Origin of the sequence: Rhizobium leguminosarum bv. viciae USDA 2370 (genome assembly GCF_002008365.1) — a bacterium.
GTDB lineage: Bacteria > Pseudomonadota > Alphaproteobacteria > Rhizobiales > Rhizobiaceae > Rhizobium > Rhizobium leguminosarum.
In genome coordinates this window covers 200,395-213,437 of sequence record NZ_MRDL01000015.1, presented here as the reverse complement: position 1 = coordinate 213,437, position 13,043 = coordinate 200,395, and the positions used below count along the sequence as shown (strand labels likewise).

Here is a 13,043-nt window from a genome sequence, read left to right as displayed (position 1 = left end):
GAGGACCATGGCATGAAAATGGAAAAACTGGAACGGACGGCGGCCGAAGCGCAACTGACGGAGCTTTCGGGCTGGGTGCTCAATGATGCGGGTTCTTCGATATCGAAGACGTTCAAGTTCGCAAATTTCGTCGAGGCTTTCGGCTTCATGACGCAGGCAGCACTTGCGGCCGAGAAGCTTAACCACCATCCCGAATGGTTCAACGTCTATTCCAGGGTGGATGTGACGCTGAACACGCATGATGCCGGCGGGCTGACGGAACTGGATTTCAAGCTCGCCAAAGCAATGGAGAAGGCTGCGGCGCGACGTGTCGTTTGAAAATGGGGCCGATTGAAAGGGGCCGATTGAAAGACTGGGCGCCGTCACCATATGTTCGCATGGACAAAAGGGATGCAGGGATGGACGAGGTCAAATTCGGCGAAATCCTCTTGCCGGGCGACGAGGACACCCAAAGCCGGCGCGAGAAGACCGTCAGGCAGAAATTCTGGCCGACGTTCCGACGGGCGGTGCGACAGATCCCGTTCTCGCGCGATGTGGTCGCAGGTTTCTATTGCGCGCTCGATCCGCAGACGCCGACAAAGGTGCGCGGCGTGCTGCTTGCGGCGCTCGCCTATTTTGTCATGCCGATCGACATGATCCCGGATATTTTCGCCGTCATCGGCTTTTCCGATGACATCGCCGTGCTTTCGGCCGCCTTCGCCATGGTGCGCGGCCATATCCGGCCGGGCCATTACGAAGCAGCCGACCGCGTTCTCGCCGATCGGCCGGAAGAAGCGATGAAGACGATTTAAAGCGCGTCGAATCGAGCCGGGATGTGACACGCTTGTTTCATGCGTGTCGTCATCTCAAAACCGCTGCGCCCTTCTGGGCGACATACGTCAGGCGTTTTCGCGTTCCAGCACCTTGCGAAGCTTGCCGAAGGCAAGCCGGATACGCGACTTCACCGTGCCGAGCGGCAGCCCGGTCGATTCGGCGATCTCCGAATGCGATTGACCGAGGAAGAACGCGGCGCGCAGCATGTCGCGCTGTTCCTCCGGCAGTTGACCGACGGCGGCGCGTATCTTGGCGTCGCGATCGTCATTGGCGATGAGTTCTTCCGCGCCGATATCGGCCGGCGGCTGCAGGGCCGGATCAGTCTCATCGAAGATGCGGGTATTGGCGCGGCGTTGCATGTCGATGCGGCGATTGCGGGCAATGCGGAAAAGCCAGGTCGAAAGTGAAGATCGCGTGGCATCATAGAGGTCTGCCTTGTGCCAGAGCACGATCATGATCTCCTGGACCAGTTCCTCGGCCTCGCCTGATGTCATCCTCTGGCGCATCAGCCAGGCCTTCAGGCGGGGTGCGAAATAGTCGAACAGGATGGAAAAGGCCTGCTGGTCGCGATCGTTCGCGACGGCCTTCGCGAGGGCAGCGAAACGCTGTCTTTCCTCGGCATCCATATCCCCTCACCAGCCCCCTGCGGCAACAATTTCGTCCCGGATTTCCAAGTCTTAATGAGGTACAACGGATTTGGGAAAGGTCAAACTCTTGCCTGAATCTTTGTGTCTTAAATTCAGCCGAACGGACGATCAGTGCCATTGGGGCACGGTGTCGCGGTCGATACCGTCAAAGGGGCGAAAATTGACACTCGAGCTGAAATGACACAGGCAGATACAAATCGCAGCTATTGTTGACCATTTGGTAACCTGAATTAAGTCAAAATAAAGCAGATCGTGATTATGCGGCGCCCGCTATGATCGCTTCGGGCCTTGAATCGCAAGAACCGGCAGGAATCCATGTTTGTAAAAAGTATCGTATCCGCTCTCGCACTCACCCTTGTTATGGCCGGAGTTGCGGAAGCGCAGCAGGCCGCGCCGAACCGCATCCAGCAGTTCCAGGCATGGGGCGCCTACTCCTACAAGTCGGGCAGCAGCACCGTCTGCTACGTGCTTTCCGTTCCGACGGCAAAGCAGCCGGCAAGCGTCGACCACGGCGACAATTTCTTCATCGTCTCGCAGCGTCCGGGCCAGAACATTTCCTACGAGCCGCAGGCGATGATGGGCTACACGGTCAAGGAAAATTCGAAGATCAACGTCGTCATCGACAACAAGACCTTCGTGATGTTCACCAAGGACAAGGCTGGCTGGGTCGAGAACGCGGCGCAGGAGCCGGCCCTCGTCGCGGCGATGAAGACCGGCCATTCGATGACGGTCAATGCCGTTTCGCGCAAGGGCACCGGCACCTCCTACAGCTATTCGCTCTCGGGCATCTCGGCTGCCCTGAAGCAGATCGAAACCTGCAAGTAGGCGGTCCTTCCGGCCGCAGAATTTCAAGGGCCGGCCTTGCGCCGGCTCTTCTCGTTTCCATCTAAAGCGCGACGCGGTCTTTCAGATCCGCCTGCCGCGCTTTAGGAGTTTGGTTTGAGCGTGCCGTAATCGCAAAACCGCCGCGTGTTTTTGCGCGACATGCTTGATAGTGACGCGCGGGCAAAATGATGGTAAAGCCGGCGCCAACAGCGGACAGATCGCGATACCAGTCGCCGTTCCGCCATTCAATTTCTGCCGATGTGCCGTCATGCGCCCGCAAGTCTTCCGGCTTACCCCCTGAAGCGCGCGGGCTCGCAGAGCCGGCACATGTTCGAATTCGGGATAAATGCCTATGTCCGTCATGGATGCGATCGTTGTCACCAAGCCGCAGGCGCGCACGTCCGCCAACATCGAGAAACCCTCGTTGATCGGCCTGTCGCGTGAGGAGATGGGGGCGGCACTCCGGGAAAAGGGTGTGGCTGAGAAGCAGATCAAGATGCGCGTCTCGCAGCTCTGGAACTGGATCTATGTGCGCGGCGTCTCCGACTTCGACCATATGACGAATGTCGCCAAGGACATGCGGGAGATGCTGAAGCAGCATTTCACCATCGCACGTCCCGAGATCGTCGAGGAGCAGGTCTCCAACGACGGCACGCGCAAATGGCTGCTGCGCTTTCCGCCGCGGGGCGCCGGACGTCCCGTCGAGATCGAGGCCGTCTACATTCCGGAAGAGGGCCGCGGCACGCTCTGTATCTCAAGCCAGGTCGGCTGTACGCTCACCTGTTCCTTCTGTCATACCGGGACGCAGCGTCTGGTGCGCAACCTGACGGCGGAGGAAATTCTTTCGCAGCTGCTGCTTGCCCGCGACCGACTTGGGGATTTCCCGGACCGCGAAGCGCCGCAGGGTACGATCATGCCTGCCGAGGGCCGCAAGGTCAGCAACATCGTCATGATGGGCATGGGTGAGCCGCTTTATAACTTCGATGCCGTCAAGCAGGCATTGCTGATCGCCACGGATGGTGACGGCCTGTCGCTGTCCAGGCGCCGCGTGACGCTTTCCACCTCCGGCGTCGTGCCGGAGATCTTCCGCACCGGCGAGGAAATCGGCGTCATGCTGGCGATTTCGCTGCATGCGGTGCGCGACGATCTGCGCGACATTCTCGTGCCGATCAACAAGAAGTACCCGCTGAAGGAGCTGATCGAGGCCTGCCGGACCTATCCGGGCCTTTCGAACGCCCGGCGCATCACCTTCGAATATGTGATGCTGAAGGATGTCAATGACAGCCTGGAAGACGCCAAGGGGCTGATCAAGCTCCTGAAGGGCGTGCCGGCGAAGATCAACCTCATTCCGTTCAATCCCTGGCCCGGCACCAATTACCAGTGTTCCGACTGGGAGCAGATTGAGAAGTTCGCCGATTTCATCAATTCGGCGGGCTATGCTTCGCCGATCCGCACGCCGCGCGGCCGCGACATTCTTGCCGCCTGCGGCCAGCTGAAATCGGAATCCGAACGCATGCGCAAGACCGAACGTCTGGCCTTCGAGGCGATGATGATCGCCAATCACGGCGCCGACGACTGATCAGCAAGTTTGATCCTCGCTACAATTCTCCGCGATTGATTTCAGGGGGTGCTTTTCCTAAAAGTGGCGCCAAAATCATTCAGGAGGATCCCCATGCGCCCGATTTTGCTCGCTCTTGCCGCCAGTTTGGCCCTTTCCCTGCCCGCAAAGGCCGATGACGTCACCGTCGCCGTGACGGCGATCGTCGAACATCCGGCGCTGGATGCGGCGCGCAAGGGCGTTCTCGATGCGCTGACGGCCGCCGGCTATAAAGAGGGCGAGAACCTGAAATTCGTCTTCGAGTCGGCGCAGGGCAATCCGGCGACGGCAGCCCAGATTGCCCGCCAGTTCGCCGGCGACGAGCCCAATGTCATCGTGCCGATTTCGACGCCCTCGGCCCAGGCCGTCGTCTCCTCGACGCGTGACATCCCCGTCGTCTTCACGGCCGTGTCCGATCCGCTTGGCGCCCAACTCGTCAAGAACATGGACAAGCCCGGCGGCAATGTCACCGGCCTTTCCGATATGTCGCCGGTCGCCGAGCACATAGCGCTGATCAAGGAAATCCTGCCTGATGTGAAAACCATCGGCTATCTCTACAATTCCGGCGAGGCGAATTCCGTTTCGCTGCTCGCCGTGCTGAAGGCTGAAGCCGAAAAGGCTGGCCTGAAGGTGGTCGAATCGGCCGCCACCAAGTCGGCCGAGGTCCAGGGTGCGGCACGCGCGCTCGTCGGCCGCGCCGATGCGATCTACATTCCAACCGACAACACGATCATCTCCGCGCTCGAAGGCGCCGTCGCGGTTGCCGAGGAGAGCAAGCTGCCGCTCTTCACTGCTGACACGGATTCGGTTTCGCGCGGTTCGATCGCCGCCCTCGGCTTCAACTATTATGATGTCGGCAAGCAGACCGGCGACATCGTCGTGCGCGTGTTGAAGGGTGAGAACCCCGGCGACATCGCGGTCAAGACTGCCGCCGGCAGCGACCTCGTCGTCAACAAGGCTGCGGCCGAGAAGATGGGCGTCACCCTGCCGCAGAGCGTGCTTTCCCGCGCTAACAAAGTCATCGAATAGTCGGCCGGTACGTCTAGCGCCTTCGTCGTATTCAGCCGCTCTCGTTTGCACGGGAGCGGTTGTTTGTATTAAAAGGCTCCGTTTCGCGACGGGCGGAACGGACACAAAAAGGGGCTGAAAGCCTTGAGCCAAATCGCATTCTGGGGGGCCGTCGAGCTCGGCCTAGTCTATTCTTTCGTCGCTCTCGGCGTCTATCTCGCCTTTCGAGTTCTCGACTTTCCCGACCTGACGGTCGACGGCTCCTTTCCGCTTGGCGCGGCGGTGACAGCCGTGCTGATCATTGCCGGCGTCAACGCCTGGCTTGCGGCTCTGATCGCCATGGCGGCCGGTGCGGCTGCGGGCATGGTGACGGCGCTGCTCAACGTGCGCTTCAAGATCCTCAATTTGCTCGCCTCGATCCTGACGATGATCGCGCTGTTTTCCGTCAATCTGCGCGTGATGGGCAAACCCAATGTCGCGCTCATCAATGCCGACACGATGATCAGCCCGTTCTTCGGCCATGGCCTTCGCGATTTCTACGTGCGGCCGCTCTTCGTCGGTATTCTGGTCGTCATTGCCCTCATCCTGGTCTGGCGTTTCCTGGAAAGCGATGCGGGGCTGGCAATGCGGGCGACCGGCGCCAATGCAAGGATGGCGCGGGCCCAGGGCGTCGATACCAGCCGGCAGATCTATCTCGGCATGGCGATCTCGAATGCGCTGGTGGCGCTCGGCGGCGCCCTGTTTGCCCAGACGAACGGCTTTGCCGACGTCACCTCCGGCGTCGGCACGATCGTCGTCGGCCTCGCTGCCGTCATCATCGGCGAGACGCTGCTCGGGCGGCGCGGTCTGCTGATCGCGTTGATCGGCTGTGTGCTCGGCTCGATCCTCTATCGCATCGCGATCCAGCTGGCGCTTTCGAGCGACGTCATCGGTCTGCAGGCGTCCGATCTCAATTTCGTCACCGCCGTGCTGGTGACCGTGGCGCTCATCCTTCCCCGTTTGCGTGGAGGTGCCGCGTCGTGATCAACCTCAAGAACATCAAGGTCGTCTTCGGGCGCGGCACGCCGCTGCAGAAGCAGGCGCTCTCGGGTGTCAGCCTGACGATCGAGGAAGGCTCCTTCGTTACCGTCATCGGCTCGAACGGCGCCGGCAAATCGACGCTGCTCGGCGTGCTCGCCGGCGATGTGCTGGCAAGCGAGGGGCAGGTGCTGATCGGCAATGCCGACGTGACACGCAAGACGACGGCGGCGCGCGCCGGACTTGTCGCCCGTGTCTTTCAGGACCCGCTGACCGGAAGCTGCGGTGCCTTGTCGATCGAGGAGAACCTGGCGCTTGCGGCGCGGCGCGGCGAGCGGCGCGGGCTTGTTTCGGCGCTTGGCGCAAAACGGCGCGAGCATTTTCGCGAGAGGATCGCCGAACTCAATCTCGGGCTGGAGAACCGCATGAAGGACCGCATGGACCTGCTTTCCGGCGGCCAGCGGCAGGCGGTCTCGCTTGTCATGGCGACGCTGGCGGGCTCGGAAGTGCTGCTGCTCGACGAACATACGGCGGCGCTTGACCCCGGCATGGCAGAATTCATCATGGGCCTGACCCAGAAAATCGTTTCCGAGCGCAGGCTGACGACGCTGATGGTGACGCATTCGATGCGCCAGGCGCTCGATTATGGCCACCGGACGGTGATGCTGCATGGCGGCGAGATCGTGCTCGATGTCGCCGGCGACAGCCGCAAGACATTGCAGGTCGAGGATCTGATCGCGATGTTCCGCAAGATGCGCGGGCAGACGCTGGATGATGACGCCCTGCTGATCGGCTAAGGCCGACAGCGGGCTGATCGGGTAAATGTCTGGGGGCTTACCTCGCCTGGGTGAGCAGGATCTTCGCGGCGAAGACCGAGAAGACGCCGGCGAAGGTGTAGTCCATGCCGCGCAGCACTTTCTTGTTGTTCTGCAGCCAGGAGGCCAGCCAGTCGGCGGCAAAGACGACGCTGGCATTGACCGGCATGCCGATCAGGATGAAGCAGAAGCCGAGAAAGAGCAGCTTTTGGGTGACGGCTGGATCGCCGGCGCTGACGAACTGCGGCAGGAAGGTCATGAAGAAGATGATGACCTTGGGGTTCAGAAGATTGACCCAGAAGCCCGACGAGATGTTCGAAAGTGGCGTGCCCTTCTGCTCCTCGACCTTGGCGACGGTGAGCTTCGAACCGAAGCGGATCGCCTGCACCGCCAGCCAGAGCAGATAGGCGGCACCCCCGGTCTTCAGGATCAGGAAGGCGGTCGGCGAGGCGGTGATCAGCGCCGAAATGCCGAAAGCGACCAGCATGGTGTGGACGACGATGCCGAGGCTGGTGCCGACGACAACGAAGAGGGCCGCCTTCTTGCCCTGGGCCAGCGCGCGGCTGATCGACAGCGTCATGTCGGGGCCTGGGGTCGCCGCAAGCAGCAGCGTCGCGGCGGCAAAGGCGAGAAGGGTCGGCAGGCTGGGCAGGAAATCCATGACACACTCTGAAAGCCGGAAAGGATCTGGGATCTCTTACCCGGCTTTCAGAAAATTACCAATCAAACCTTCTGATGGTGCCGATTACTTCTGGTCGAGGAAGGCCTTGAACTTGTCGGCGAAGTCCTGGTGCCAGCGTGATAGCGGCGGACGATTCTCGATGATATCGCCGGCCGCCCAGGCCATTCGGCGTTCGTCGACCGGACGCGCCACGTCATTGTCGGGGCAGAGAATATAGAAATCGCCGCGTTCGAGGCTTTCGACCATGAAATCGATGGTCTGTTCCGGCGTCCAGGCGGCAGCCGGTTTTTCCGCGCGGTCGCCCTTGGTGAGGCCGGTGAAGACGAAGCCGGGGATCAGAAGATGGGCGGAGATCTTTCCGCCTTCGGTGTTGCGAAGCTCATGCTGCAACGCTTCGGTGAAGACTTTCACACCAGCCTTGGAGATGTTGTAGGCGGGGTTGCCGGGCGGTGTGGTGATGCCCTGCTTGGAGCCGGTGTTGATGATGAGGCCTGGCTCGCCGTGCGACAGCATCTTCGGGCCGAAGGTGCGTGTGCCGTTGATCACACCCATCAGGTTGACGGCGAAGATATGGTCCCAGTTCGCCTGCGGGCTGAAGATCGAGGTTTCCGGGCCGATGCCGGCATTGTTCATCAGCACGTGCACACGGCCGAAACGCTGGAGCACGGCGCGCTCGAGCGCCTCCAGGGATTCTTTGACTGCGACGTCGGTCTCGACCGCCATCACATTTTCCTCGCCGGCAATGGCCTTGAGTTCGTTGGCGGCGTCGGCCAGCCGATCGCCGCCGAGATCGGCGATGGCGACGCTCATGCCGCGTCCGGCGAAATATTTCGCCGCGGCAAGACCGATGCCGGAGGCGCCGCCGGTGATGACGGCAACATTGGACTTCTTGAAAATGTCTTGAATATTCGTCACGGGGCAGCCTCTCCTCGAGCATTTGCGGACGCTGGCGAATATGGGCTCCGCTTTCGCGCTGTCAAACGGTATCGGCACTATCAGCGTCGCACTTGGCCTTGCGTCACGCGCCAATCTCGCTAAAAGTGCCGCGACACCGGGTTTTCGCCGGCCTTTTATGCAACGGACCTCATCATCATGGCATCATACAAAGACGTGAAGAAAGTCGTTCTCGCCTATTCCGGCGGCCTCGACACCTCGATCATCCTGAAGTGGCTGCAGACGGAACTCGGCGCCGAAGTCGTCACCTTCACCGCCGATCTCGGCCAGGGCGAAGAGCTGGAGCCGGCGCGCAAGAAGGCCGAGATGCTCGGTATCAAGGAGATCTATATCGAGGATGTGCGCGAGGAATTCGTGCGCGATTTCGTCTTCCCGATGTTTCGCGCCAATGCCGTCTATGAAGGCGTCTACCTGCTCGGCACGTCGATCGCCCGGCCTCTGATTTCCAAGCATCTGATCGATATCGCCCGCAAGACGGGTGCGGATGCGATCGCTCACGGCGCGACCGGCAAGGGTAACGACCAGGTCCGTTTCGAACTGTCGGCCTATGCCCTGAACCCCGACATCAAGATCATCGCGCCGTGGCGCGACTGGGCGTTCAAGAGCCGCACCGACCTGCTCGCCTTTGCCGAACAGCATCAGATCCCGGTTGCCAAGGACAAGAAGGGCGAAGCGCCGTTCTCCGTCGACGCCAACCTTCTGCATTCCTCTTCCGAGGGCAAGGTTCTTGAGGACCCTTCGCAGGAGGCGCCCGAATATGTGCATATGCGCACGATCTCTCCGGAGGCCGCACCCGACAAGGCGACGACCATCAAGGTCGGCTTCGAAAGAGGTGACGCGGTTTCGATCAATGGCGTGCGGATGAGCCCGGCGACGCTGCTCGCGACACTCAACAATTACGGCCGTGACAACGGCATCGGCCGTCTCGACCTCGTCGAGAACCGCTTCGTCGGCATGAAGTCGCGCGGCGTCTACGAAACTCCAGGCGGCACCATCCTGCTTTCGGCGCATCGCGCCATCGAATCGATCACCCTCGACCGTGGTGCCGCCCATCTCAAGGACGAGATCATGCCGCGCTACGCCGAGCTGATCTATTACGGCTTCTGGTTCTCGCCGGAGCGCGAGATGCTGCAGGCGCTGATCGACAAGAGCCAGGAGCATGTCGAAGGCGAAGTGACGCTGAAGCTCTACAAGGGCAATGTCATGGTCATCGGCCGCGAAAGCGACAAGTCGCTCTATTCCGACAAGCTCGTCACCTTCGAGGACGATCAGGGAGCCTACGACCAGAAGGATGCGGCCGGCTTCATCAAGCTCAATGCGCTGCGCCTGCGCACGCTCGCCAAGCGCAACCTCGGGAAATAATCACGGTTCTCCTTCGAACCGGATATGAGCCCGCCGGCATCGCCGCGCGGGCTTTTTCGCGGAGTGAGGTAGCAAACGCGACCAAACTCTTAGAGCGTTCTGGTATGGCCGGATTGCACCAACAACGGATATCGGCTCGGCTTGGATAGACGACCGCTACGGGGCCGCCGGCGGACGGCTTTCGGGGAGCAGGCGCCGAAAGCTGACATTGGTTCATCAGGAGCTCGAAGGTCCGCTTTTGCCCCGCAGCAGACGATTTTGCTGCCGCCGCCGCGGCGCATGACCTCGGATGACCGGTCTACGGCACGGAAAGTTCGGGACGCTTGCGCTTCCTGCGCGATCAGGTTAAACACTGAACTATATGGTTCAGTATGTTAGTCCTCCCCTCGGCACTAAAACAAAATGGGCCGCTCGGCTGCGGCCCATCGTGGCACCGGTAGCTCTCAATGTGATGCGCCCGGCTTCGGAGGCCGATCAATGCGCGACGAGCACCATCTTCTGGTTTACCAGTTCCTTAATACCCGCGCCCGCGAGCTCGCGACCATAGCCGGATCTCTTGACCCCGCCGAAAGGAAGTTCCGGCCCGGTGAAGGAGGATGTGTTGATCCATACGGAGCCGGTCTCGACCTGCGAAGCGAGGGACTTGGCGCGCTCGACGTTTGCAGTGAAAATAGCCCCGGAAAGCCCGAAGTTCGAATCGTTCGCGATCCTGACGACATCCTCATCGTCCTTGATGACATGAACCTGCGCCACTGGACCGAAAAACTCCTCGAAATAGGCGGGATTGTCCCGAGACACATTGGTCAGGATGGTCGGCTTGTAGTACGCACCCGGCCCCTCGATCACCTCCCCGCCGACCAGGACCTTGGCCCCGGCCTTGACAGCGCGCTGGACCTGCCCGGCGATGTCGTCTCGTGCCTCGATCGACGACATCGGCCCCAATCCGACCGTTTCATCCATGGGGTCGCCGATCTTGGTGTTGGTGAATTTCTCAGCGAGCTTCTTCACGAATTCGTCGGCGACCTTCTCGTGGATGAGGAAGCGCTTCGCGCCATTGCAGACCTGACCGCATCCGCGGAGCCTGGCCTCGACGCCGACGACGGCCGCCTTGTCGATGTCGGCATCGTCGAGAACGACGAAGACATCGCTTCCGCCGAGCTCCATCACGGACTTCTTCAGGTTCTTGCCGGCGTTGGCCGCGACGATGCTGCCCGCACCCTCGGAACCGGTGAGAGCCACGCCCTGGACCCGGTCATCGGCGATGAGCCTGGAGATCTGGTCACCCGTCGCGAAGATATTCGTCCAGGCGCCCTCCGGCGCACCCGCTTCGGCCAGCAGCTCTTCGAAGGCGACGGCGGCCTGTGGGACCATACTGGCATGTTTCGCGAGCACGGGATTGCCGATCGCCAGATTCGGTCCGGCCACGCGGATCAACTGGTAGAAGGGGAAGTTCCAGGGCTCGACGGCGACGACGACACCGATCGGATGATACTCCAGCCATGCATCGCCCTTCGATGTCTCAACTTTCTCGCGGGCGAGAAAGGTTTCCGCGTTGTCGGCATAGTAGTTTGCGATATCGGCGATGATGCGCACCTCCGTGCGCGCTTCGTTGATGCGCTTGCCCATTTCCAGGGTGAGAATGCGTGCCAGGTCTTCAACGCGCTCGTTCGCCAATTCGGCAAACCGGCTCAGGACCTTGAGCCGGGGAGCCCTGCCGCCCTTGCACCACGGCGACTTGTAGAGGGAATGCGCCGAGGCGAGCGCGCGTTCGATTTCCGCGTCGCTGTGATTGTCGAATGTCTTAAGGACCTTGCCGGTCGCCGGATTTACGCTCTGATAGGCCATGTCATAGTCTCCTTTCTATATCGGGGTCGGAAACGACCGGTCTTTGAACCTTGAGACGCGCGTTCACGCACACCGCGACCCGGTTCGGGGGTCTGGATCGTCAGAGTCGCGGCAGCGGTGGATTCGATCCGCCGATCAGAATTCCTGCGCCGTCGGACGCAGCACGATCTCGTTGATGTCCACATCGGCGGGTTGCTCGATGGCGAAGGTGATCGCCCTGGCGACGGAACTGGCGGGGATCGCCGACTTGTAGAATTCCATGACCGTGCCCTGCGACGTGCCGCTGGTCGTGTGCTTGAGATCGCTCTCGACGGCGCCGGGCTCGATCGAGGTCACCCTGATCTTGCTTCCGACCTCCTGGCGCAACCCCTCCGAGATGGCCCGGACGGCGAACTTGGTGCCGGAGTAGACCGTGCCACCCGGCGCGAAGACCTTGACCCCCGCGACGGAGCTGATGTTGATGATGTGGCCCGCTTCCTGTTTGATGAACATCGGAAGAACCGCGGCGATACCATACAGGCTGCCTCTGAGGTTTACGTCGATCATCGCGTCCCATTCTTCCGTGTTCACTTCCACCATGGGACGGATGGGCATCAGCCCGGCATTGTTGATCAGGACATCCAGCTTCCCGAAATCGGATACAACCGCGTCCACGACCGATTTGAACTGGTTCTTGTCTGCCACATCCAGCTCATAGCCTTTCGCCTTGCCGCCGGAGAAGGAAATCCTGGAGGTTACCTCGTCGAGTTTGCCCCGCCGACGCGCGGCGATCGCGACCTTCGCCCCCTTCGAGGCGAGCATCTGGGCGGTCTCCGCGCCCAGGCCCGTGCCGCCACCGGTGATCAACACGACTTTTCCTTCGATATTGGTCGTCATCTTGTTTGCTCCTTTCCTGAGTGGCGAAATGCGTATCTGCTGGATTGAGGTCGACGGCGGATATGGCGGCCTCGGCGACAGCGATGTCCTGCTCCACCGATCCAGCGCTTGCTCCCACGGCACCTAATCAACCGCCGTGCGCGGACGACGGGGAGCGCGCCGTCGAAGATGATGACGCTGCCGATCAGCGCGCCGTCCTGCCGGACTTTCCATGTTCACGGGCGGCAAGCCGGAGCGTCCGGGCGATGCGTTCCCGTCGTTTGGAGTGGATGCAGGTTAACATTTGCTCGCGGCGGCGCGCGCTAAATGGGGTGAATGTGCGCGAAATCTGGCATCTCATCGCCCTTGCTCGAATTAGCAAAGTCCTTCGTGGCTGATGAAAGGTCCTTCGGTTTTGATCACTTGCCGACCGTTATCTGTGACTATGCAGGTTGAAGGCGACCGGCCGGCCCGTTGTTTTCACGAACGTCCTCCGTATATGGCCAGCGGCAGTTTCGCCGTTTCCCAGTATTTCACGATGATAAGCGCTGTTTAACGGGCTGCCGCAGGCGGACGCAGGTAGGCTTTCGTCGAGCATTCCCCGTTGGATGACTCGGCGATGA

The 13,043-nt window shown here is 61.0% G+C and carries 13 protein-coding genes; 8 read left to right on the top strand and 5 right to left on the bottom strand.

What is annotated here, in order from left to right:
• Positions 1–12: 12 nt before the first annotated feature.
• Positions 13–318, top strand: coding sequence for a 4a-hydroxytetrahydrobiopterin dehydratase (locus BS629_RS07150; protein ID WP_026188549.1), 306 nt, complete (start codon positions 13–15; stop codon positions 316–318).
• An 80-nt stretch (positions 319–398) separates the two neighbouring features.
• Positions 399–791: a YkvA family protein gene (locus BS629_RS07145; protein WP_012759347.1), complete on the top strand. Its 393-nt coding sequence runs from the start codon at positions 399–401 to the stop codon at positions 789–791.
• A gap of 87 nt (positions 792–878) precedes the next feature.
• Here BS629_RS07145 and BS629_RS07140 read toward each other — a convergent pair whose 3' ends face one another.
• Positions 879–1,439: a sigma-70 family RNA polymerase sigma factor gene (locus BS629_RS07140; RefSeq protein ID WP_018243957.1), complete on the bottom strand. Its 561-nt coding sequence runs from the start codon at positions 1,437–1,439 to the stop codon at positions 879–881.
• A gap of 336 nt (positions 1,440–1,775) precedes the next feature.
• Between BS629_RS07140 and BS629_RS07135 the strand changes: the two genes are divergently transcribed.
• From BS629_RS07135 to BS629_RS07115, 5 genes are all read left to right on the top strand, one after another.
• A complete protein-coding gene (locus BS629_RS07135) occupies positions 1,776–2,285 on the top strand; it encodes an invasion associated locus B family protein (protein ID WP_018243956.1) in 510 nt (169 codons plus the stop codon).
• A gap of 352 nt (positions 2,286–2,637) precedes the next feature.
• Complete coding sequence (gene rlmN, locus BS629_RS07130) at positions 2,638–3,864, top strand: dual-specificity RNA methyltransferase RlmN (RefSeq protein WP_018243955.1); 1,227 nt, start codon at positions 2,638–2,640, stop codon at positions 3,862–3,864.
• 93 nt (positions 3,865–3,957) lie between these two features.
• Positions 3,958–4,911 (top strand): ABC transporter substrate-binding protein, encoded by a 954-nt coding sequence (locus BS629_RS07125; protein WP_018243954.1) that lies wholly within the window; start codon positions 3,958–3,960, stop codon positions 4,909–4,911.
• A gap of 123 nt (positions 4,912–5,034) precedes the next feature.
• Entirely contained in the window at positions 5,035–5,913 is an 879-nt protein-coding gene (locus BS629_RS07120; protein ID WP_018243953.1) for an ABC transporter permease, read from the top strand.
• The gene (locus tag BS629_RS07115) at positions 5,910–6,704 is read left to right on the top strand and encodes an ABC transporter ATP-binding protein (protein WP_018243952.1); all 795 of its coding nucleotides are present in this window, start codon (positions 5,910–5,912) and stop codon (positions 6,702–6,704) included. Before BS629_RS07120 ends, BS629_RS07115 begins: the two co-directional genes overlap by 4 nt.
• Positions 6,705–6,741: 37 nt before the next feature.
• On the opposite strand, the gene BS629_RS07110 is transcribed toward BS629_RS07115, so the two are convergent.
• Entirely contained in the window at positions 6,742–7,383 is a 642-nt protein-coding gene (locus BS629_RS07110) for a LysE family translocator (RefSeq protein WP_018243951.1), read from the bottom strand.
• Positions 7,384–7,467: 84 nt separating this feature from the next.
• Entirely contained in the window at positions 7,468–8,319 is an 852-nt protein-coding gene (locus tag BS629_RS07105) for an SDR family NAD(P)-dependent oxidoreductase (protein ID WP_018243950.1), read from the bottom strand.
• Between the two features lie 177 nt (positions 8,320–8,496).
• Here BS629_RS07105 and BS629_RS07100 point away from each other — a divergent pair, with 177 nt between their 5' ends.
• Positions 8,497–9,720 carry an argininosuccinate synthase gene (locus tag BS629_RS07100; RefSeq protein WP_018243949.1) on the top strand — a complete coding sequence of 408 codons (1,224 nt, stop codon included), beginning with the start codon at positions 8,497–8,499 and terminating at the stop codon, positions 9,718–9,720.
• Positions 9,721–10,194: 474 nt separating this feature from the next.
• On the opposite strand, the gene BS629_RS07095 is transcribed toward BS629_RS07100, so the two are convergent.
• Together BS629_RS07095 and BS629_RS07090 are read right to left on the bottom strand one after the other, a co-directional pair.
• Entirely contained in the window at positions 10,195–11,565 is a 1,371-nt protein-coding gene (locus BS629_RS07095; protein ID WP_018243948.1) for an NAD-dependent succinate-semialdehyde dehydrogenase, read from the bottom strand.
• A gap of 135 nt (positions 11,566–11,700) precedes the next feature.
• On the bottom strand, positions 11,701–12,441 hold the full coding sequence (locus tag BS629_RS07090) for an SDR family oxidoreductase (RefSeq protein WP_018243947.1): 741 nt from the start codon (positions 12,439–12,441) through the stop codon (positions 11,701–11,703).
• Between the last annotated feature and the right edge of the window lie 602 nt (positions 12,442–13,043).